Below are 19,368 nucleotides of genomic sequence, written 5' to 3' on the forward strand. Positions count from 1 at the left end.
AGAGACAATCCTCGCGCAACACTCAGGCGACCTCAGTCCAGCGCCCTTCTGCCCGATCCGACTTCACGCAGGCATCGATAAAGCTCATCCCGCGCAATCCATCCTCGGCCGTCGGGCACAGCAGCGATTGCGCGCTCGGCGCCCGTTGCTCGCGACGGGCGCGAATGCGCTCGGCCGCTTCGCTGTAGATATTGGCGAACGCCTCCAGCAAGCCCTCGGGCTGGCCCGCCTTGATCCGCGTCGACAACCGCGCCGATTCGCTCAACCAGGCTTCGCCACGGCGCAGGATCTGGTGCGGCTGGTCCTGGTAGCGCACTTCCAGACGCTCCGGGTCTTCCTGGTGCCAGTACAGCGAGCCCTTGGAACCGAACACTCGCAGTTGCAGACCATGGCGATGCCCGGCCGCGACGAAGCTGGCCCAGAGCATGCCGCGCGCGCCGTTGCCCAGGCGCAGTTTGACGTGGGCGTTGTCGTCGCTGACGCGGCCCGGCACCAGGGTGCTCAGTTCCGCCGACACTTCGCTGATTTCCTCGCCGGTGACGAAGCGCAGCAGTTGATGGGCGTGAACGCCGACGTCGGCCAGCACCGAGGACGCGCCGGACTGCGCCGGGTCGGTGCGCCACATCAGGGCCTTGGCGCCTTGCTGTTCCAGCGGGTGGGTGCCGAAGGCGCTGGCGTGTTCGACCTGGACCAGGCGCACGTCGCCAATCACACCGCTGGCGATCAGTTCGCGGGCTTCGCGGATCAGCGGATAGCCGCTGTAGTTGTGGGTCAGCAGGTGCAGCGCCGGGCCACGGCGGACCCGCTCCAGCAGGGTCTCGGCTTCAGCGAGGTTAGCCGCCAGCGGCTTGTCGCTGATGACGTCGATGCCCTGGTCGAGGAAGGCCAGGCTGGCGGGTACGTGCACCGCGTTCGGCGCCATGATCGCTACGGCGTGGACGCCGTCTTCGCGGGCCGCTTCGGCCACGGCCATGCTCTGGAAGTCCGGGTAGATGCGGTTTTCGGCGATGCCGTAGGCCTCGGCAGCGGCGCGGTTGCGCGCCGGGTCGCGGGCGAAGACGCCGGCCACCAGTTCGAACTGCCCGTCCAGGTGCGCAGCGTAGCGGTGGGTGGAACCGATGGACGATTCCAGTCCACCACCGACGAAGCCCAGACGCAGGCGTTGAGTGGGATTGCCGAGGGGTTTCATGCTTGGCTTCCTTGGAGTTGACGGGCGAAATGGGTGATGGCCAGCGCGTAGCCGTGGGTGCCGAAACCGGCCAGCACCGACTGCGCGATTAGCGATACATACGAGTGATGACGGAACGACTCGCGGCGATGCACATTGGAGATGTGCACCTCGATCACCGGCACTTCAGCGGCGATCAGCGCGTCGTGGATGGCCACCGAGGTGTGGGTCCAGGCGCCAGGGTTGATGACGATGCCGGCGACTCGGCCGCGCGCCTGGTGGATCCAGTCGATCATCTGGCCTTCATGGTTGGTCTGCTGGAACTCGATGTTCAGGTCGTGGCTGGCGCCGGTCGCGCGGCACAGCGCTTCGACATCGGCGAGGGTTTCGCGGCCGTAGACCTCGGGCTGGCGCAGGCCGAGCATGTTCAGGTTGGGGCCGTTGAGTACGAGTAGGGTTTGCATGGAGAGCATTTCCGGTCAGGGGGTGGTGCGCAGGGCCTGGGCCCGTTGCGCGTCATAAGTGGTTTTGTCGAGGGCCACGGCGTCGTGTTTGCCGAGCTGGTCCAGCGGCGTGCGGAAGGTTTCCGGCGCACTCCAGGCGGCGATCGCCGAGATGGCGGTGACCACACAAGTGATGGCGCCGATCAGCAGCGGCACGTTGTCCGAGCCCGGCGGCGCCACGGCGGTGAACAGCGCCGGGAGCAGGGCGGTGATCATGTAGCCGATGTTCTGCGCCACGGCCATGGCCGACACGCGGTAGTGGGTCTGGAACTGTTCGGGGAAGAAGCTCGGGAAGATCGCGTTGTAGCCCTGGTAGATCGTGCCCCACATCAGCAGCGACGCGGCGAAGGCCAGCGGCACGCTGTGGATGCTGATGGCGTACAGGTAGGCGAAGGACATCAGCCCGCAACCGATGGCCGCGCCGATGATCAGCGGGCGCCGGCCGATGCGGTCGGAGAGGTTGCCGACGAAGGGGATCACCATGACCGCGACGATATTGCCGACCACCGGGATCCACAGGTACACGCTCTTGTCGAAGCCGACGCCGTAGGCCGGCTGTACCGCATAGGCGGCGCCGAACACCGTGGTCACCACTGGGATCACGTTCATCAGCGACACGCCGAACACCACCAGCATGCCGTGCCAGCTGTATTTGAAAGCTTCACGGATCGGCGAGCGGCTGCGAGTGACGTTTTCCACTTTCTGTACGAAGGCTTCCGGTTCCTTGACCTCGCGACGAATGATGAACGCGGCGATCAGCACCGCGGCGCTGAGCAGGAACGGGATGCGCCAGCCCCAGCTATTGAAGGCTTCTTCGGGCATGAAGTAGGCCAGCGGCAGGAAGATCGCCGCCGCCAGCACCTGGCCGGCCTGGACGCCCTGCAGGGTGAAGCTGGCGAAGAATCCTCGGCGTCCGGGCGGCGCGTGTTCGAGGATCATCGAACTGGCGCCGGCGATTTCGCCTGCCACCGCGAAGCCCTGGATCAGCCGCAGCACCACCAGCAGCGCCGGGGCCCAGTAGCCGATCTGGTTGAAGGTGGGCAGCAGGCCGACGGCGAAGGTGGCGATGCCCATCAGGAACATGCACAGCAGCAGGACATTCTTGCGCCCGCGGGTGTCGCCCCAGTGGCCGAGCACGAAGGCGCCCACCGGGCGAGCCAGGTAGCCGACGCCGTAGGTGGCGAGCGAGGCGATGATTGCCAGTTTCGGGTCGCCGGCGGGGAAGAAGATCTGCGGGAAAATCAGCGCCGCAGCCTGGGCGTAGATGAAGAAGTCGTAGTACTCCAGGGCGGAGCCGACCCAGCCGCTGGCGGTGGCTTTTTTGGTTTGGTGGGTGTTGTGGGCCATTTGGGGTCCCTTTCTTGTTGTTATTAGATGGTCTTCAGGGCCTCATCACCGGCAAGCCAGCGATGAGGTCGCCAAGTTGTTACAACTGCTCGGTTGAAACGATCTGCCCCGTCCGGGCCGCTTCACTGATCGCATCGACAATCTGCAGATTACGCAAACCATCCCGCACGCCCACCAGCGGCTCGGCTTCGCCACGGATCACCTGGCAGAAATGCGCCAACTGACGCTCCAGCGGATCCGCTTCATCAAGGCTCGCGACAGCCGTCTCGAACGGCTTCCACCATGAACGGTCTTCGCGTTTGTCGTAGTACTTCAGGCGCATGGTCGGGATCGACAGCGAGCCCTGGGTGCCGGCCAGCACGTAGCAGTCTTCGTCGTCGTAGCTCGGGTAGTCGCGGTTTTCCCGCGAGGTCTGCTCCCAACTGCGGGCGCAGCCAGCAGTGTCGGAGAGCATGAAGGTGCCGAGGGCGCCGCTGGCGAAGCGCAGGCTGATGGAAACCGTGTCCTCCACCGCGAAACCCCGGGTGGCGCTTGAGGCCTGGGCCTGCACGGCGACGATCTCGCCGCACAGCGAACGCAGGTTTCCGATCTCGTGGATCATGTTGATCAGCACCGGACCGCCGCCGGCCTGGCGGCGCCAGGGTGCGGCGTCGAAATAGTCGTCGGGCTTGTAGAACAGCGCGCTGCCCATCACCGCCACCAGATTGCCAAGGACGCCTTCGGCGATCACTTCACGGGCCTTCTGCAGGATTGCGCTGTGGGCGCGGTGATGGCCGACCAGCAGTTTCGCCCCGGCCTGCTCGGCAATGGCCAGCAGACGCTTGCCTTCTTCCAGGGTGTGCGCCACCGGTTTTTCGATCAGTGCGGGAATGCCGTGGGCAACGCAGGTCAGGGCGCCGTCGACGTGTAATTGATTGGGGGTGGCGAGGATCACGCCGTCCGGGCGTTGCGCGGCCAGCAGGCTGTCGAGGTCACTGTACAGCGGCACGCCGAGGTTGTCGGCGAAGGGCGCGGTGGCGGGCAGCGGATCGACGATGGCGGCCAGCTCGCAGGCGTTGCTGGCCTGGATCAGTTCGATATGACGGCGACCGATCAGGCCGGCGCCGGCGACGGCAATGCGAATCTTCTTCATAGGTCTCTCTTGTTGTTCTGGCTTGTGCGACAAGGCAGGTTTTGTGAGAGGCTAAATAAAAAGTCCCAGGAGATAATCGGGCGTAATGAAGAATCAGAATGTGCTCACAGCGAATAATGAGCCGCTGCTGCGGGACCTGCAGTTGTTCTGCGAAGTGGCCCGGCGCTCCAGTTTCATCGCCGCCGCCAGCGAGACCGGGCTATCGCCGGCCCATGTCAGCAAGCGCATCGCGACTCTGGAGGAGCAACTCGGGGTCAAGCTGTTCAATCGCACCACCCGGCGGGTCAACATCACCAGCGATGGCGAGGCGGCGTTTGTCTGGGCGCAGAAGATTCTCGAGGACGTCGGGGCGATGGTCGATGCGCTGTCCGGTGGCCAGCGCGAACCGCAAGGCACGTTGCGGCTGTGCACCAGCCTGCGCCTGGGCCGCGAGCACATCGCGCCGATTCTGTCGCTGTTGCGGCGACAGTACCCGGCGCTTGAGGTGTGGGTGGAGTTGCTGGACCGGCGGGTGGACCTGATCGCCGACAATTTCGACATCGATATCCGCGTCGGCGAAGTGCAGGAAAAGCACCTGATCGCCCACCGCATCGCCGAGAGCACCCGGGTGTTGGCGGCATCGCCGGAGTATCTGGCGCGAAGGGGCATGCCCAAGGTGGCGGCGGACCTGGCCCAGCACGATTGCCTGCTGTTTCGCAGTCGCGATGACCGTTTCGGCGTGTGGCGGCTGATGGGCCCGAACGGCGCGGAGACGGTGAAGGTCACCGGGCCGATGGCCTCGAACCACAGCGACATCGTCCGCCAGTGGGCCCACGACGGCCACGGCATCATCATGGCCTCGCGCTGGGACGTGGCCGGCAGCCTGGCCAGCGGCGCCCTTGTGCGGGTGCTGCCGGCCTGGCATCAGCCGGCGGATATCTGGGCGGTGACGGCGGTGCGCTCGTCCAGTTCGGCGAAGGTGCGGGCGTGTGTGGCGTTTTTGCGGGAGCAGTTGGCGAACGGGCCCTATGCGTTGGAGCGCAAAGAGGCATGATCAGTTGTCTGGTCTTTTCATTCCGGGCGTAAGTCTGTTCCACCGTTCAATGCTGTGGCTCGTCGGGATTGTGGCTTTTTGATATCGTGGTGGGCTGGTTCCACGGAAGGTTACCGTCCCTTATGAAACGATCACTTCATACACTGCTTGGGCTGATGTTCTGCTTTTCTGTCAGCGCTGCCCATGGCGAAGAAACTCAGGTCCTGATCGCCAATGGTCAATGGCGTCAGTTGGCTGACAGCCTCTACCAACAGGCCCTGGAAGTTGGAAGCGCCAAGGCGATGACTGTGGCTTCTATGGCCCGCTATGGCCGTTACGAGCAGGCGTTGGCTCTGGCTCGTGAAGGGTCCTTTCCCGTCACCCAACTGCGCGTGGTACAGGTTGCCGACGATGTGCCGCAGGCTCAGCGCCTGGAGGTTGTCAGCGGCATCAAGTGCGACGATGGCTACCAGACCAATATTCAGTTGGCCAGTACCTACCTGACGTTGAACCGCCAGGATCAGGCGGTGGAGGTCTACAAGCGAATGCTCCAGCGGGGCCGAGACCAGCCACTGCTGGTTAGGATGTTGGCCGGTGAGATCCGCGAGACGGATGACCTGCAGGTTATGCGAGCCATGGCGCCGCTGCTCGAGGTTGCGGCCAAGGACCTATCCAATGACTGGCACGCAGCCGGAACTATGGCTCATCTGGCGTATGTATACGCGAGGCTGGGGCAGATGGAGCGGGCGGAAAATGCCTTGCGTGCGGCCTACAAGACGGCGAGTTGGGGTGATCGTGAACGTATCAGGCCGGAGATCGTCGAGGCAGCCCTAACCATCGGAAGGCCGGACCTGGCAGAAAAGTACGATGGTAACGCCGACTACAGTTGGATGAACTACAAGGTGCGCCAGGGCGATTATCTAGGAGCCATGCAGCGTGCTGAGCGGGTGCCAGACAATGTAGAGGCTGCCGTGCAGCACGTTGAGAACTATGCTGTGCGGCACGGCGCAACATCGCCGAACCTGCCGGCGCTGGTGAGCTTCCTTGAAAGCTTCAAAGCCAAACGGTCCATTTCCTATACGGTGGGGCAGCTTGTTCTGGCTGGCGTGTACGCCGAGCGCGGGGAGGCGGCCTTGGCACACGAGGCGTTACGGCGCGGGGCTGACAGCTTGCCGAAGGACGGCACCGAAACTGGGGCGGATCACATTCAGGCGGCCGTCAAGCTGGGCCTGACGGCCCGCAAGCTGGGTTTCGATGATTTGTCCCGGTCGCTGACCTCCCGTGTCCCGGGGATGCTGGCCACGTTGCAGGGCGACGCCAAAGGGCACGTGCAAGCCTGGTTGAATGCCAGCTATATGTTTTACCACGTCGATGATGAGGTGGCGGCCCGTGAGGATTTTGCGCGTGCCTATCAGGCGATGTCGACCCTCCCCAAAGGCAAGGATGGTGGCAGCCGTTACGAAGCTTCACGGACCCGGGTTGAATTGCTCCTGTCCATGGCCCAGGTCGCCCAGACCATGGCCGATGGGGACAAGCCCGAAAGTCTCTGAATGCGAGCGTAGCGCGTCAGACCCAGCCGCTGTTGCGCTTACGACCGCGGCTCAGCATCGGCAGGATCAACCCCGCCAACAAGCCGGCCCCGGCGATGCCGCCGCCGTAGACCATGTAGCGCATCAGCACCTGTTTGTTCTCGTCACCGAGCCGGGCCTGGGTGTCGCGCAGTTGCGACTGGGCCTCGGTCAGTTCCTCGTTGAGCGACTGGTTGCGGGCCTGCAGTTCGTCGATCAGCGCTTTGCGCGAATCCAGGGTTTCCTGCATGCCCTGGACCCGGGTTTTCCAACTGTCGTCGATGGTCTTGAGTTGTTCATCCAGTTGCGCGACCCGGGCGGTGAGTTGCGGCAGGTGTTCGGCCTGGCCGGGGACGTTCTGCAGGTCGCTGCTGGCGATCCACACGACATCGCCGGATTCGCCACGGACCTGGCTGAAGTTGCCTTGGGTGGTGAGCAATTTGACCTTTTGTCCGGATTTGAGCGTGCCGACCAGCCGATGACCCTCGGTCGGGCCGCTGCGCACGTAGGTGCTGAGGCTGTCGCTGACCCAGCGATCATCGCCGGCAGGCTCTTCGGCGTGGGCGAGAGCACTCATGAACACGCCGGCGAACAGCGCGGGTAGCACGGCAGAGCGTGCGCGGAGAGGGCGAAGCAGGCGCATGGTTATCTTCCCCGAGAAGAAAAAAATGAAAACCGCCAGCCGCATGCCTGCCGCCAGCGCAACGAAGGGTGAGAAAGGGGATAACCGTTGGACGTCCCCGGGGCTTGTCTTTGTAGGAAATCTCGACAAGCCACCAGCGCAAAGACAGTTTTTATCGCATCAGGTTCACTGACCGGCCTGCCATTGGGCGAATCGCAGGTCCAAGCGCGGCTTGAGCAGATCGTAGTGGTCCCAGCTCGCCGCGGGTTCGACGTCGCTATCCAGCAGCTCCTGCAGGTCGCAGGACAGGGACGGAGCTTGCAGGCTCAGGTAGTAGGCGGCGAAGGCATTGCCCTGGCGGTTGAGGTCTTCATCGACCAGAAAACCGTCGCAGCACAACTGGAAAAAGCGCGCGGGGGTCATCAGGCGTTCGCCCAGGGCCTGGATCTCGGCGTCGTAGTCGGCGTTGAAATCGCGGCTGAGCAGGTTGCGGGTCGCGCTCCAGGCGAGGAACAGCCCGGCGTACGGCGCCCGGCGCGGATAAGCGCAAGGCGAACCGTCATCGGCGTGGTGCCTGCAAGCATCAGTAGCAATCATCACAGCGGTCCTTGTTCGGATGGTTGGCTTGGCTGGGGGCTAGCTTACTCCTTCCGGCGATGGCGGGTCGCCATGTGAGACCTAATGACGCATCGAGGTGGACTTTGGTGGGTGTGTTGGAAAGGTAGGACGAGAGCGTTAACATCTGAACTTTCCTACAAAAACAAATCAGGAAACCCATGAACTCCCACGCTCTATCCCTTCAGGACCTGGCTGCGCCGGATGGTGTTTGCTACGGCTGCGGTTCGGCCCATCCCAGCGGGCTGCATCTGAAAAGCCACTGGGCCGATGACGGCATCCACTTGATCTGCACGCATGCGCCCGACAGCACGTTCTGCGGCTGGCCCGGCCTGGTCTACGGCGGCCTGCTGGCGATGCTGGTGGATTGCCATTCCAACTGGGCGGCCATGGCCTATCACTACCGCGCCGAAGGGCGTGAGCCGGGTTCGCTGCCGCGTATCGACTGCGTGACCGGGCACCTTGGCCTGACCTACCTGAAGCCGACGCCGATGGGCGTGGAACTGACGCTCAAGGCCCGGGTCGAGGGCGAGGTGGGGCGCAAGAGCCGGGTGATCTGCGAGGTCTGGGCCGGCGATGTGCTGACCGTTACCGCGGATTCGGTGTTCGTGCGGGTGGATACCGAGCGGTTGAAGCAGAAGGCGCATGGGGAGGGCTGACTGACGCAGTCTCAAAGACATTTGCTCTCAAAGGAAGGACCTGGCAGCCAGCAACAAAACCCCCGGCAGTCTGGGGCAAGACGTGGCATGGAGTGCGGCGCACAGTGACGCACAACCATAACAACGGCTCTTGAGGTCCTTCACCATGTCGCTCAACGACACGCTCAGCGCGCACCTGAACCGGGGCACGATCGGGTTCCCCACCGCCCTCGCCAGTACCATCGGCCTGATCATGGCCAGCCCCGTCATCCTGACCGCGACCATGGGTTTCGGCATCGGCGGTAGTGCCTTCGCCATGGCGATGTTGATCGCGGTGCTGCTGATGCTGGCGCAATCCACCACCTTCGCCGAAGCAGCGTCGATCCTGCCGACCACCGGTTCGGTCTACGACTACATCAATTGCGGCATGGGCCGTTTCTTCGCGATCACCGGCACGCTGTCGGCGTATCTGATCGTCCACGTCTTTGCCGGCACTGCGGAAACCATCCTCGCCGGGGTGATGGCGCTGGTGAACTTCGAACACCTCAATACCCTGGCCGAATCGGCCGGCGGCTCCTGGCTGCTGGGCGTGGGCTTCGTGGTGATGTTCGCGGTGCTCAACGCCTTTGGCGTCAGCGCCTTCGGCAAGGCGGAAATCATCCTCACGTTCGGCATGTGGACCACGCTGATGGTGTTCGGCGTGCTCGGCCTGATCGCTGCGCCGGCGGTGGAACTGGACGGCTGGTTCGGTGAGTCGATGGTCGGCACCGACCTGATCACCGTGCTTTCGCTGGTGGGCATGGCGATGTTCATGTTCGTCGGCTGTGAGTTCGTCACGCCGCTGGCCCCGGACCTGCGTCGCTCGGCGCGGACCATGCCGCGGGCGATGGCGCTGGGCCTGCTGGGCGTGGCGTCCTGCATGTTCATCTATGGCGCGGCAATGAAGCGTCAGGTGGAGAACGTGGTGCTCGACGCCGCCAGCGGTGTGCACCTGCTGGACACGCCGATGGCGATCCCGAAATTCGCCGAACAGGTGATGGGTGATATCGGCCCGCTGTGGCTGGGCATTGGCTTCCTGTTCGCCGGCGCTGCCACCATCAACACGCTGATGGCCGGTGTGCCGCGGATTCTCTACGGCATGGCCGTGGACGGCGCGCTGCCGAAGGTCTTCACCTACCTGCACCCGCGCTTCAAGACGCCGCTGCTGTGCATCCTGGTGGCGATGTTGATCCCGTGCCTGCATGCCCTGTACCTGGGCGGCAACACCGACAACATCATGCACCTAGTGCTGGCGGCGGTGTGCGCCTGGAGTACCGCGTACCTGCTGGTGACAGTGTCGGTAGTGATCCTGCGTATTCGTCGCCCGGACCTGCCGCGTGCCTACCGCTCGCCGTTCTTCCCGCTGCCGCAAATCCTCTCCAGCGTCGGCATCATCATCGGCATGTGGTTCATCACTCCGCCCGGCATGAACCCTGCGGACGTTTACGTGCCGTTCGCCTGGATGCTCGGCGGCCCTGCGGTCTACGCGCTGTTCTGGACGCTGGTGGTGCAGAAGGTCAACCCGTTCAAACCGGCGGTGGTCGAAGAAGTCCTGGCCAAGGAATTCGCCAACGAACCTGGAGCGCATCATGGCGACTACTACGCCGAACCTGTGGCAAAGACTGTTTGATCGTGCACCCTCGGGCTATCGCCCGGGGGTAACCCTGGAGCACCTGCGGCGCAACCTTGGCGTCAAGGAGTGCCAGGTCCTGGAAGTCGGCCGGGCGCGTTTCGCCCTGGCCGGCGGCCTCGAATTCGAAGTGCGCGAGCGCGCCGAAGCGCAACTGCTCATGCACCTCGTGCTCTGCGAGTTTCGCCTGCAATGCCGTGCCAGCTCCGAGGGCACGGTCCGCCTGGATGCGCATCATCGTGGTGCGATTCGCCGCACCGGGATCGGCTGGAAACAGAAGGGCGGGGAAGCGGGGCTGGCGGACAGGATCCGTCAGCGGCTGGAGCAGGACCCGATCCTGTTCCAGGCGCTGATGCCGCTGGATTTCAAACGCCTGCGGCTGGAGCGGGCGGAGGGACAGTGGACTGTTACCCTGGAACACATGGGCGGTAGTGAAGTTGTTAACAGGATGCCGGCTTTTCGGCGGTATATCCGCATCAGTCCGCAGCAGCGGGACCTGCTGCTAACGGCATTGATTGGGTTGAAAAAGCTGCTGGAATCGCTCTGATCTTCAAGTTGGCACTCAATGTGCTTTCACATACAGGCTTACAGAATTGTTGCGTGCATATAGATAACATGTTAACTATTGCGTGACAAAAACAAGATGCCACTGTGGAGGTACGTATGAGTATCCATCAGGCTACCGGCTCGGCCCTGGATCGCTGGAACGCGGCGATGCAGGCTACTTGCGGGTATTTTGAAACCGAACTTGCGTTCAACCGCTCGTTGTTCATCGGCGAGATTTCCACCTGGTCGCGGGGTGGGCTGGGAATGGCCAATCTGCGCACCAATGCCGGCGTCATTCGCCGCAACGGCCTCAAGGCCGACCGCGACAACGACCAGAGCTGTTTCCTGGTCAGCCAGCGCACCGGTTTTTCCCAGGTCACCCAGAACGGCATCAGCCTGCAACTCGCGCCCGGCGAGATGTTGCTGATGGACGCGGTCGGCGCCTGCGAGATCATGCCGTTCGGCCTCATCGAACACGCTTCGCTGTCGCTCTCCCGTGATCAGGTTTGCCGGCAACTGGGCAGCGATCAGCGGATCTTCGGCAAGATCTCCCAGAGCAAGGCTTGCGGACGCATGCTGCACCTGCTGATGGATCAGCTCTGCAAGGAAACCCCGGCCGGCGAAAGCGAGCATGCCGAAGGTGAAGCGCTGCACAGTGCCTTCCTGTCGTTGCTCGGCTCGGCCATCGAGGGCAGCGACCAGGCCAGTCACCTGCCGGCTTCGCTGCAGGGCGCGGACTTGCGCAGTTATGTGCAGAAGGTTATCGATGAGTCCCTCGGCCAACCCGGCCTGACGCCGGTCAGTCTGGCCAGTCGCCTGAATATTTCGGTGCGTCACCTGTACCGCCTGTTCGAAGAGCAGGGCGACAGTGTCTGCCGTTACATCCAGCGGGTGCGCCTGCAGCGCAGCGCGGACGACCTGGCCAACCCGATCCACAAGACCGAATCCATCACCACGATTGCCTACAAGTGGGGCTTCACCGATTCGGCGCACTTCAGCCGCTCGTTCAAGAAACAGTTCGAGCAGTCGCCGAAGGACTTCCGCAGCACCAGCCTGGCCGGCCTGGCCCTGGCGTAAAAAGGACTTTCCAGCACTGACTGACTTGACCCTGAGCAGGGTTGCCTTTAGGCTCGCCCCTGTTGTCTACCTACCGGTCGTTAGGTTGATTTTTAAAATCAACCTGGCGACTGGCGTCGTTGTCACTGCAACCTGGAATGAGCCTTATGCAGACCCTGGAATCAACCCCGACCCCTCACGTCAAATTCGCTGTCGCCCTGGCCCTGATCGGTGCCTTGGGGCCGTCGGCGGTGGACATGTATCTGGCGAGCATGCCGGGTATCGCCGAGGAGTACGGGGTTTCCTATGCCAGGGTGCAGTTGACCTTGACCGTGTTCCTGCTGGCGATGGGCGCGGGGCAGTTGCTGTTTGGCCCGGTGGTGGATGCGCTGGGCCGGCGTCGGCCGATGTTGGCGGGGTTGCTGGTGTTTATCAGCAGTTCCCTGGCCGCGGCGCAGGCCGATTCGCTGGACGCGCTGTTGCTGGCGCGCTTCGTCCAGGGCCTGGGCAGTGCCCTGACCCTGGTGGTGATCATGAGCATGGTCCGCGATGTCGCCGAAGGTGCGCGGGCAGCGCAGATTTTCGCCTTGCTGATGACCATCGAGGGCCTTGCTCCGGTGATCGCTCCGGCGCTGGGCGGTTTCATCGGCGCTCACTTTGGCTGGCGGGCGATCATGCTCACTCTCGCCGGGCTGGGCGTGCTGGTGCTGTTGAATTCGGCCTGGGTGCTCAAGGAAACCCTGCCGCAGGACAAGCGCATGGCGTGGCATCCGGCGGATTTTCTGCGCACCTATGCCCGTATCGCGTGGGATGGTGCGTTTCTGCGTCCGGCGCTGGCGCTGTCGGCGGTGTTCTTCTTCCTGTTCGCCTACATCGGCGGCGCGTCGTTCGTCTACCAGACGCACTTCGGCCTGTCGGTGGAAGCCTTCGGTGCGCTGTTCGGCGCCACCGGCGTGGCCATCCTGCTGGGGGCGATCACCGCCGGCCGGCTGGTGGCGCGCAAGGGCCTGGCGCGCCTGGCGCAGTGGGGCGCGGCGAGCATGCTGGTGGGTGCCGTCATCGCCTTGCTGGGGACTCTGGCCGGTGCTGGCTTGTGGGGCATCGTCGCCGGACTTGCGCTGGCGATGTTCGGACTGGGCGTGGCCGAGGCCACGCTGATGTCTTTGGTGATGTCCTCGCAGAGCCGTGCGCTGGGTTCCACCGCGGCGCTGCTGGGCGCCATGCAGTTGATCATTTCGTCGTCGGCCACGCCGTTGTCAGGCATCATGGCGCCCCTGGGCGCGGCCCACTGGGCCCTGTTGCTGGCATTGGCGGCATTGCTGGTTGCGATATTGGTGCGGGCCAGCACCCGCAACGTCACGGCGACGCTGAACAGCCTCGCCGGTCATTGAATGCCTGTTGATTGGAGACGTGTTGCATGAGAACCCTTTCGCCTTCGGCGGAGAAGATTTGCGGGGTGGCGGTCGAGCAGTTCGCCGAGTCCGGCTATGACGCCGCCTCGCTCAACGACATCGCGGTGGCGGTGGGCATGCGCAAGCCATCGCTGTACGCCCACTTCAGCAGCAAGGACGACCTCTTCGAAGCAGTCTTCGAGCGGGCGCTTGAAGCGGAGCGCTTGTATGTGGAAGGCTGCTTCGCTGCGGATAAAGGGCTGCCGGGCGCGCTGTACGCCCGCTGCCTGTCCGAGCGCTACCTGGAATCGGCGCACCTGCGCTTTCTGTTGCGGGCGGCGTTCTTTCCGCCGGTGGAACTGCGCTCGATGATCTCGGCGGGTTTCGAAGGCTATCTGGAGCGCATGGGCGAGGTGTTCGGCAAGGCTCTGCAGCGGCAGTTGCCGAAGCTGGATGACGAGCGTCAGGAACTGTTCGTCGATGCCTATCTGGGCGTGGTGGACAGCCTGATCGTCGAGCTGATCTATGCCGGGCAGGCGGCGTATGAGCGCCGGTTGAGGGCGATGTGGACGATCTTTGCGGGGTCGTTGCAGGGGGCGGTGTAGGTCTTCAGGAACTCATCGCCGGCAAGCGGGCCGCCCGGCCGGCTTGCCAGCGATGACTGTTCAGGCTACTGCGAAGTAATGCTTCACGAAGCTCTCGCTCAGAATCTCCCACAGCACCGGCGTGCCCTTGGTCACGAACCAGCTGTCACCGGCCTTGTATTCGGTGACCTGGCCGGTGCTTTCGTCGGTCAGGCGCACGGCGCCGGTCACGACCACGGCCTGTTCGTTGAACGGGTAGACCATGCGGAATTTGCCCTGGGTGGTGCCGAAGTAGGCGCTGCTGATGGCGTCGGTCGGCGCGCCGAAGGTCATTTTGCCGAAGGCGCGGACTTCACCTTCGAGGATTTCCGAACCCAGGTCGGCAACGGTGCCCCAGGCGTCCAGTTCGCTCAATTGGATGTTCAGTTGGTTGGCGGTCAGGGTCATGGCAGGTGTTCCTTGAACAATGGAAGAAAGGGTGCTGCGGCGGCCGTGTGTCGGGCGCGTTATGTCGCTCATTAACGCTTCTGGCCGCAGCAATGTCTTGATCGTCTGTGCCGGCCCATTTGATCTACGGTGCCAGGTGCGGTGCGGCACTGTTGTGCGGCATGGTTTTTGTTAAAGTGTTAACAAAATAACCTGAGCAACCTGAATTACCATGTCCAGCCGTCCTCGTCAGTCCCTGACACTGACCCTGCTGCAAGCCCGTGAAGCCGCCATGCGCTTCTTCCGACCTTCCCTCAACGAACACGGCCTGACCGAGCAGCAGTGGCGGGTGATCCGCATATTGCGCCAGCAGGGTGAAATGGAGATTTATCGTCTGGCCGACCTGGCCTGCATTCTCAAGCCGAGCATGACCGGGGTGCTGGTGCGCATGGAAGCGGCCGGTCTGGTCAACCGCCGCCGCGCCGAAACCGACCAGCGCCGGGTGCTGGTGGAACTGGCGGAGAAGGGCGAGGAGATATTCGGCTCGATGAGCCAGTGCATGGAGGCCAACTACCAGCGCTTGCAGGGGCAGTTTGGTGAGGAGAAGTTGCAGCAGTTGTTGGGGTTGCTGGATGAGTTGAAGCAAGTAAGGCGGTAGCTGGCTTTGGGACCGCTGCGCGGTCCTTCGCGAGCAAGCTCGCTCCTACGAGGGCCAGTGAAACCTGTAGGAGCGAGCTTGCTCGCGAAGGGCTGCAACGCAGCCCCCAAAAACTAGTAAACGCCGCCGGAAGTGGGCTGTGCCACCTGCCCATCCTTGAACTTCGCCGCCAACCCTTGCAACCCGCGCATCAGCACGGTGGTATCCACACCCACCGCAACGAATTTCGCGCCCAGTTCGATATAGCGCCGCGCGAGCTTTTCATCCGCGCTGAGAATCCCCGCCGCCTTGCCGGCCTTGTTGATCCGCGCAATGGCGTCTTCGATCGCGGCCTGCACGTCCGGGTGCCCCGGGTTGCCCCGATGGCCCATGGACGCGCTGAGGTCAGCCGGACCAATGAACACACCATCAACACCGTCCACCGCAGCGATCTCGTCCAGGTTGGCCAGGCCTTCCTGGTTCTCGATCTGCACCAGCAGGCACATCTGCGCGTCGGCATGATCGAGGTAGCCGGGGATGCTGTTCCAGCGCGAAGCCCGCGCCAGGGCGCTGCCGACGCCTCGCACACCCTGCGGCGGGTAGTGGATGGCGCGTACAAGCTGGCGGGCCTGCTCGGCGCTTTCCACCATCGGCACCAGCAGTGTCTGCGCGCCGATGTCGAGCACCTGTTTGATCAGCGCGGTATCGCCGATCACCGGGCGGATGATTGCCTCGCTGGCGTACGGCGCCACGGCTTGCAACTGCGCGAGCATGCCGCGCAGGTCGTTCGGCGCGTGTTCGCCGTCGATCAGCAGCCAGTCGAAGCCGGCGTTGGCCGCCAGCTCCGCGCAGTAGGCATCGGCCAGGCCGAGCCACAGGCCGATCTGCGCCGAGCCCTCGCTCAGGCGTTGTTTGAAGCGGTTGACGGGCATGTCCATGGGACTCTCCTGATCAGACGAAACGGCAGGCGATGGAGCCGAGCATGTCGTAGTCGACATGGAAGGTGTCGCCCGGACGCGCCGCCACCGGACGGGTGAACGAACCGCCGAGGATGATCTGCCCGGCTTCCAGGGTGACGTCGTACGGCGCCAGTTTGTTGGCCAGCCACGCCACGCCCTTGGCCGGGTGGTTGAGCACCGCGGCGGAGACGCCGGACTCTTCGATCACGCCGTTACGGTAGAGCACCGCTGGCACTTTGCGCAGGTCGATATCGGTCGGCCGCACGGGGCGGCCGCCCATGACCACGCCGGCGTTGGCGGCGTTGTCCGAGATGGTGTCGAAGACCTTGCGGGTGGCCTGGGTCTGCGGGTCGACCTGCTGGATGCGCGCGTCGATGATTTCCAGTGCCGGGATGACCCACTCGGTGGCGTCGAGCACGTCGAACACGGTGACGTTCGGGCCTTTCAGCGGTTTGCCGAGGATGAACGCCAGCTCCACTTCCACCCGCGGCACGATGAAGCGCTCGAAGGGGATGTCGGTGCCTTCTTCGAACAGCATGTCGTCGAGCAGCGCGCCGTAGTCCGGCTCGGTGATGTTCGACGACACCTGCATGGCGCGGGAGGTCAGGCCGATCTTGTGACCGACCAGCTTGCGCCCGTCCTTGATCTTCTGCGCGACCCAGGCGCGCTGGATGGCGTAGGCGTCCTCGATGGTGATGGCGGGGTGCTCCAGGGAGAACTGGCGCACCTGTTCGCGGTTGCGTTCGGCCCGGTCCAGTTGGGCCGCGGCGCTGAGGATCTGGCTGTGGTCGAGCATGATCGAATCTCTTACTGAGGGTTGACGGTGGCGGCGTTGGTGCGCAGCACCAGCAGGCCGCCGAGTGTGATGAAAACGGCCAGCACGTACAGGGCGAGGCTGGCGCTGTGGGTGGTGTCGCGCATCCAGCCGATCAGGTACGGCGCTGCGAACGAGGCGATGCTACCCAGCGAGCTGATCAGGCCGATGCCCGCCGCCTGGGTGGTGTTGGACAGGAAGGCCGGCGGCAATTGCCAGAACATCGGCAGTGCGGCGCTGGCGCCCATGCCGGCGATGATCAGGCCGCCCATCACCAGGATGGCGTTGTCCGGCGCGATACCGGCCACGGCGATCCCGAAGGCGGACATCAGCAGCGGCACGCAGAGGTGCCAGCGGCGCTCGCGGCGGCGGTCCGAGGAGCGGCCGCAGGCGATCATGAAGAAGCAGCCCGCCAGATACGGCACGGCGCTGAGCAGGCCGACGCGGCCGTCACTGCCGATGCCGGCGCCGTGGATCAGGGTCGGCATCCAGAAGGCCAGGGTGTTCACCGCCAGCATCACTGCGCAATACACAGCGACCAGCAGCCAGACCCGCAGATCGCTGAAAAGGCCGCCGAAGGAGGTGATCGACTTGCGTTGTTCTTCCTGGTTGAGCTCTTCGCGTAGGCCGCGTTTCTGCTCGTCGCTCAGCCAGCTGACGCTGTTGAAGTTGTCCGGCAGGCATTTGAGCACCACCAGGCCGAGCAGGATGACGGGAGCACCTTCAAGCAGGAACATCCACTGCCAGCCGCGCAGGCCGGCGGCGTCATGGAACAGTTCGAGGATGCCGCCGGACAGCGGGCCGCCGACCACACCGGCCATGGGCACGGCGATGGCGAACAGCGCGGTGATCTGCGCGCGGCGACGGGCCGGGTACCAACGGTTGAGGTAGACCAGAATGCCCGGGAAGAAACCGGCCTCGGCCACGCCCAGGAGGAAGCGCAGCACATAGAAACCGGTGGAGGTTTCCACCAGCAGCATGCTGGTGGACAGGGCGCCCCAGACCACCATCAGCGTGGCGATCCAGCGGCGCGGGCCGACACGGTCCAGGGCCATATTGCTCGGCACGCCGAACATTGCGTAGGCGATGAAAAACAGGCCGGCGCCGAAGCCATACACCGTGTCGCTGAAGTGCAGGTCGGTGCTCATCTGCATCTTGGCGAAGCCGATGTTGATGCGGTCCAGGTGGGCGAACAGGTAACACACCAGCAGCAACGGCATCAGCCGCCAGGTGATGGTGGAGTGGGTCGAGTCTTGACACCCGAGTGCTACGGTATCTGCGGTATTGGCTGTGCTCATGATTTTTTCTTTTTTGTCAGAGTGGCCGTGGGTGTTACAGGCGGGAGGGTTCAGCCCGCCTGGTTGTTGAGAAACGCGTGGACGTTGTTCTGCTTGAAGTTCAGTTGCGGGTGCAGCTCGATCATTTCGAACGACAGCGCAAGCAGACGCTCGGCCTGCAGTGCGGCGAAGTGCTCGGTGATGACCGCGAACAGTTGCTCGGCGACCTGGGTACGGGTTTCCAGATCACGGCCGTGGCCGACTTTCAGGGTCATGTGGACGAAGGCGTAATCGTGCTTGCCGTCGGCCATGCGCCAGGTGTCCAGGCGCACCGCGCGGCTGCGGATACCGCCCAGCGGAAACACGCCGCTGGCGCCGAGGGTGGCGTGGACTTTTTCGAACAGGGCGGGCAGGTCGGCCTGCTGTTCGATGTTGTCGGTGATTTCAGCGATGAAGTGCGGCATGGGAACTCCTTGAAAAATCAGACCGGGAAGATTGCGTTGATCTGGCCGGTGCCGGAGCTGCCAAAGGCTTCGGTCAGGACTTCCACCGGTTTGTCGTAGTCGGCGCCGCCGAGCAGGCCGAGCAGCATCGCGGTGTCGTGCATGCCGCCTTCGCCGTAGCAGTGCGCGGCGTAGTCGGGGAGCATTGCGCAGAATTCCTTGAAGCGACCTTGCTTCCACAGCTCCACCACGCGCATGTCGACTTGCTTGTCGAATTCGCGGGTCCAGTTGTGGATGTTGGCTTCGGCGTTGCGGTCGTCGGAGAAGCGGTGGGACAGAGAGCCGGAGGCCAGCACCAGCACCTTGCGGTCACTCTTTTCGATGGCGCGGCGTACGGCGGCGCCGAAGGCGAGGCTGTCTTCGAGGCGGTGCCAGGCGCACCAGGCGGCGATGGAAACCACTTTCAGGCGCTCGTTTTCCGGTACGCCCATGTGCATGTAGCGCATCGGTACCAGGGTGCCGTATTCCAGCTCCAGGCTCGGGATGTTGTGGGCCTGGGTACGCACGCCGGCGGCGTTGGCCTCGACGGCGATCAGCTCGCCCAGTTCGGGGCAGCCGGGGTATTCGAATTCCATGTCCTTGATGAAATGCGGCAGCTCGTTGCTGGTGTAGACGCCTTTGAAGTGCTCGCCACAGTTGATGTGGTAGGCGCTGTTGACCAGCCAGTGCACATCGAACACCACCGCGGTGTCGGCGCCCAGTTCGCGGGCCCGGCGACCGATTTCCTTGTGCCCGGCGATGGCCGCTTCACGGCAGCCGTGGTGCTTGCCCGGCAGTTCGGACAGGTACATCGAGGGGACGTGGCAGACTTTGGCTGCCAGGACGACTTCGCCCATGATGGAACTCCTGATTCTGTTGTTCTTCTTTTGTTCTCGCGCTGCAGTTCCCCTGTGGGAGCGAG

General features: G+C 63.8%; 22 protein-coding genes. 10 read left to right on the forward strand and 12 right to left on the reverse strand.

Annotated elements, in window-relative coordinates:
* Positions 1-22: 22 nt before the first annotated feature.
* The 4 genes from HWV67_RS14660 to HWV67_RS14675 form a co-directional block, all read right to left on the reverse strand.
* The gene (locus tag HWV67_RS14660) at positions 23-1,189 is read right to left on the reverse strand and encodes a Gfo/Idh/MocA family protein (protein ID WP_175651741.1); all 1,167 of its coding nucleotides are present in this window, start codon (positions 1,187-1,189) and stop codon (positions 23-25) included.
* Complete coding sequence (aroQ, locus tag HWV67_RS14665; protein ID WP_110973073.1) at positions 1,186-1,632, reverse strand: type II 3-dehydroquinate dehydratase; 447 nt, start codon at positions 1,630-1,632, stop codon at positions 1,186-1,188. Before aroQ ends, HWV67_RS14660 begins: the two co-directional genes overlap by 4 nt.
* Positions 1,633-1,647: 15 nt before the next feature.
* Positions 1,648-3,018, reverse strand: a complete 1,371-nt coding sequence (locus HWV67_RS14670; RefSeq protein ID WP_175651742.1) for an MFS transporter — start codon at positions 3,016-3,018, stop codon at positions 1,648-1,650.
* 79 nt (positions 3,019-3,097) lie between these two features.
* A complete protein-coding gene (locus HWV67_RS14675; RefSeq protein ID WP_175651743.1) occupies positions 3,098-4,150 on the reverse strand; it encodes a Gfo/Idh/MocA family protein in 1,053 nt (350 codons plus the stop codon).
* An 85-nt stretch (positions 4,151-4,235) separates the two neighbouring features.
* Here HWV67_RS14675 and HWV67_RS14680 point away from each other — a divergent pair, with 85 nt between their 5' ends.
* Positions 4,236-5,183, forward strand: coding sequence for a LysR family transcriptional regulator (locus tag HWV67_RS14680; RefSeq protein ID WP_175651744.1), 948 nt, complete (start codon positions 4,236-4,238; stop codon positions 5,181-5,183).
* A gap of 122 nt (positions 5,184-5,305) precedes the next feature.
* Entirely contained in the window at positions 5,306-6,712 is a 1,407-nt protein-coding gene (locus HWV67_RS14685; RefSeq protein ID WP_175651745.1) for a tetratricopeptide repeat protein, read from the forward strand.
* A gap of 16 nt (positions 6,713-6,728) precedes the next feature.
* On the opposite strand, the gene HWV67_RS14690 is transcribed toward HWV67_RS14685, so the two are convergent.
* Complete coding sequence (locus HWV67_RS14690; protein ID WP_256680135.1) at positions 6,729-7,307, reverse strand: TIGR04211 family SH3 domain-containing protein; 579 nt, start codon at positions 7,305-7,307, stop codon at positions 6,729-6,731.
* A 64-nt stretch (positions 7,308-7,371) separates the two neighbouring features.
* Between HWV67_RS14690 and HWV67_RS14695 the strand changes: the two genes are divergently transcribed.
* Entirely contained in the window at positions 7,372-7,545 is a 174-nt protein-coding gene (locus tag HWV67_RS14695; RefSeq protein WP_175651747.1) for a hypothetical protein, read from the forward strand.
* Here HWV67_RS14695 and HWV67_RS14700 read toward each other — a convergent pair.
* Positions 7,539-7,949: a DUF7832 domain-containing protein gene (locus HWV67_RS14700; RefSeq protein WP_175651748.1), complete on the reverse strand. Its 411-nt coding sequence runs from the start codon at positions 7,947-7,949 to the stop codon at positions 7,539-7,541. The genes HWV67_RS14695 and HWV67_RS14700 overlap by 7 nt on opposite strands.
* Before the next feature lie 179 nt (positions 7,950-8,128).
* Here HWV67_RS14700 and HWV67_RS14705 point away from each other — a divergent pair, with 179 nt between their 5' ends.
* The 6 genes from HWV67_RS14705 to HWV67_RS14730 all read left to right on the forward strand — a co-directional run bounded on the left by HWV67_RS14705 (position 8,129) and on the right by HWV67_RS14730 (position 13,872).
* Positions 8,129-8,626: a PaaI family thioesterase gene (locus HWV67_RS14705; protein WP_095159806.1), complete on the forward strand. Its 498-nt coding sequence runs from the start codon at positions 8,129-8,131 to the stop codon at positions 8,624-8,626.
* A gap of 145 nt (positions 8,627-8,771) precedes the next feature.
* The gene (locus HWV67_RS14710; RefSeq protein ID WP_175651749.1) at positions 8,772-10,274 is read left to right on the forward strand and encodes an APC family permease; all 1,503 of its coding nucleotides are present in this window, start codon (positions 8,772-8,774) and stop codon (positions 10,272-10,274) included.
* Entirely contained in the window at positions 10,234-10,821 is a 588-nt protein-coding gene (locus HWV67_RS14715) for a DUF3156 family protein (RefSeq protein WP_175651750.1), read from the forward strand. The genes HWV67_RS14710 and HWV67_RS14715 overlap by 41 nt, the downstream gene beginning before the upstream one ends.
* A gap of 116 nt (positions 10,822-10,937) precedes the next feature.
* On the forward strand, positions 10,938-11,897 hold the full coding sequence (gene feaR / locus HWV67_RS14720; RefSeq protein ID WP_175651751.1) for a transcriptional regulator FeaR: 960 nt from the start codon (positions 10,938-10,940) through the stop codon (positions 11,895-11,897).
* A gap of 146 nt (positions 11,898-12,043) precedes the next feature.
* A complete protein-coding gene (locus tag HWV67_RS14725; RefSeq protein WP_175651752.1) occupies positions 12,044-13,267 on the forward strand; it encodes a multidrug effflux MFS transporter in 1,224 nt (407 codons plus the stop codon).
* 26 nt (positions 13,268-13,293) lie between these two features.
* Positions 13,294-13,872 (forward strand): TetR/AcrR family transcriptional regulator, encoded by a 579-nt coding sequence (locus HWV67_RS14730; protein WP_175651753.1) that lies wholly within the window; start codon positions 13,294-13,296, stop codon positions 13,870-13,872.
* A 60-nt stretch (positions 13,873-13,932) separates the two neighbouring features.
* On the opposite strand, the gene HWV67_RS14735 is transcribed toward HWV67_RS14730, so the two are convergent.
* Complete coding sequence (locus tag HWV67_RS14735) at positions 13,933-14,298, reverse strand: cupin domain-containing protein (protein WP_095159801.1); 366 nt, start codon at positions 14,296-14,298, stop codon at positions 13,933-13,935.
* 211 nt (positions 14,299-14,509) lie between these two features.
* On the opposite strand from HWV67_RS14735, the gene hpaR reads away from it, so the two are divergent.
* Positions 14,510-14,935 (forward strand): homoprotocatechuate degradation operon regulator HpaR, encoded by a 426-nt coding sequence (gene hpaR, locus HWV67_RS14740; protein WP_175651754.1) that lies wholly within the window; start codon positions 14,510-14,512, stop codon positions 14,933-14,935.
* Between the two features lie 113 nt (positions 14,936-15,048).
* On the opposite strand, the gene hpaI is transcribed toward hpaR, so the two are convergent.
* Genes hpaI through hpaD form a run of 5 tightly spaced genes read right to left on the reverse strand, consistent with a single transcriptional unit; the run spans position 15,049 to position 19,303 of the window.
* Complete coding sequence (hpaI, locus tag HWV67_RS14745; protein ID WP_175651755.1) at positions 15,049-15,852, reverse strand: 4-hydroxy-2-oxoheptanedioate aldolase; 804 nt, start codon at positions 15,850-15,852, stop codon at positions 15,049-15,051.
* Positions 15,853-15,865: 13 nt separating this feature from the next.
* A complete protein-coding gene (hpaH, locus tag HWV67_RS14750) occupies positions 15,866-16,669 on the reverse strand; it encodes a 2-oxo-hept-4-ene-1,7-dioate hydratase (RefSeq protein ID WP_110973086.1) in 804 nt (267 codons plus the stop codon).
* An 11-nt stretch (positions 16,670-16,680) separates the two neighbouring features.
* Positions 16,681-17,985: an MFS transporter gene (locus HWV67_RS14755; RefSeq protein ID WP_175651756.1), complete on the reverse strand. Its 1,305-nt coding sequence runs from the start codon at positions 17,983-17,985 to the stop codon at positions 16,681-16,683.
* Between the two features lie 50 nt (positions 17,986-18,035).
* Positions 18,036-18,428 carry a 5-carboxymethyl-2-hydroxymuconate isomerase gene (locus HWV67_RS14760; RefSeq protein ID WP_175651757.1) on the reverse strand — a complete coding sequence of 131 codons (393 nt, stop codon included), beginning with the start codon at positions 18,426-18,428 and terminating at the stop codon, positions 18,036-18,038.
* Between the two features lie 17 nt (positions 18,429-18,445).
* A complete protein-coding gene (hpaD, locus tag HWV67_RS14765) occupies positions 18,446-19,303 on the reverse strand; it encodes a 3,4-dihydroxyphenylacetate 2,3-dioxygenase (RefSeq protein ID WP_175651758.1) in 858 nt (285 codons plus the stop codon).
* Positions 19,304-19,368 lie beyond the last annotated feature (65 nt).

The sequence above is a fragment of the Pseudomonas sp. Marseille-P9899 genome, from assembly GCF_903166565.1.
Taxonomy (GTDB): Bacteria; Pseudomonadota; Gammaproteobacteria; order Pseudomonadales; family Pseudomonadaceae; genus Aquipseudomonas; species Aquipseudomonas huaxiensis.

What these genes read in the sequence shown, in the direction of transcription:
- HWV67_RS14660 (WP_175651741.1), bottom strand. Translation starts at nt 1,189, where the DNA reads ATGAAACCCCTCGGCAATCCCACTCAACGCCTGCGTCTGGGCTTCGTC.
- aroQ (WP_110973073.1), bottom strand. Translation starts at nt 1,632, where the DNA reads ATGCAAACCCTACTCGTACTCAACGGCCCCAACCTGAACATGCTCGGC.
- HWV67_RS14670 (WP_175651742.1), bottom strand. Translation starts at nt 3,018, where the DNA reads ATGGCCCACAACACCCACCAAACCAAAAAAGCCACCGCCAGCGGCTGG.
- HWV67_RS14675 (WP_175651743.1), bottom strand. Translation starts at nt 4,150, where the DNA reads ATGAAGAAGATTCGCATTGCCGTCGCCGGCGCCGGCCTGATCGGTCGC.
- HWV67_RS14680 (WP_175651744.1), top strand. Translation starts at nt 4,236, where the DNA reads ATGAAGAATCAGAATGTGCTCACAGCGAATAATGAGCCGCTGCTGCGG.
- HWV67_RS14685 (WP_175651745.1), top strand. Translation starts at nt 5,306, where the DNA reads ATGAAACGATCACTTCATACACTGCTTGGGCTGATGTTCTGCTTTTCT.
- HWV67_RS14690 (WP_256680135.1), bottom strand. Translation starts at nt 7,307, where the DNA reads ATGAGTGCTCTCGCCCACGCCGAAGAGCCTGCCGGCGATGATCGCTGG.
- HWV67_RS14695 (WP_175651747.1), top strand. Translation starts at nt 7,372, where the DNA reads ATGGTTATCTTCCCCGAGAAGAAAAAAATGAAAACCGCCAGCCGCATG.
- HWV67_RS14700 (WP_175651748.1), bottom strand. Translation starts at nt 7,949, where the DNA reads ATGATTGCTACTGATGCTTGCAGGCACCACGCCGATGACGGTTCGCCT.
- HWV67_RS14705 (WP_095159806.1), top strand. Translation starts at nt 8,129, where the DNA reads ATGAACTCCCACGCTCTATCCCTTCAGGACCTGGCTGCGCCGGATGGT.
- HWV67_RS14710 (WP_175651749.1), top strand. Translation starts at nt 8,772, where the DNA reads ATGTCGCTCAACGACACGCTCAGCGCGCACCTGAACCGGGGCACGATC.
- HWV67_RS14715 (WP_175651750.1), top strand. Translation starts at nt 10,234, where the DNA reads ATGGCGACTACTACGCCGAACCTGTGGCAAAGACTGTTTGATCGTGCA.
- feaR (WP_175651751.1), top strand. Translation starts at nt 10,938, where the DNA reads ATGAGTATCCATCAGGCTACCGGCTCGGCCCTGGATCGCTGGAACGCG.
- HWV67_RS14725 (WP_175651752.1), top strand. Translation starts at nt 12,044, where the DNA reads ATGCAGACCCTGGAATCAACCCCGACCCCTCACGTCAAATTCGCTGTC.
- HWV67_RS14730 (WP_175651753.1), top strand. Translation starts at nt 13,294, where the DNA reads ATGAGAACCCTTTCGCCTTCGGCGGAGAAGATTTGCGGGGTGGCGGTC.
- HWV67_RS14735 (WP_095159801.1), bottom strand. Translation starts at nt 14,298, where the DNA reads ATGACCCTGACCGCCAACCAACTGAACATCCAATTGAGCGAACTGGAC.
- hpaR (WP_175651754.1), top strand. Translation starts at nt 14,510, where the DNA reads ATGTCCAGCCGTCCTCGTCAGTCCCTGACACTGACCCTGCTGCAAGCC.
- hpaI (WP_175651755.1), bottom strand. Translation starts at nt 15,852, where the DNA reads ATGGACATGCCCGTCAACCGCTTCAAACAACGCCTGAGCGAGGGCTCG.
- hpaH (WP_110973086.1), bottom strand. Translation starts at nt 16,669, where the DNA reads ATGCTCGACCACAGCCAGATCCTCAGCGCCGCGGCCCAACTGGACCGG.
- HWV67_RS14755 (WP_175651756.1), bottom strand. Translation starts at nt 17,985, where the DNA reads ATGAGCACAGCCAATACCGCAGATACCGTAGCACTCGGGTGTCAAGAC.
- HWV67_RS14760 (WP_175651757.1), bottom strand. Translation starts at nt 18,428, where the DNA reads ATGCCGCACTTCATCGCTGAAATCACCGACAACATCGAACAGCAGGCC.
- hpaD (WP_175651758.1), bottom strand. Translation starts at nt 19,303, where the DNA reads ATGGGCGAAGTCGTCCTGGCAGCCAAAGTCTGCCACGTCCCCTCGATG.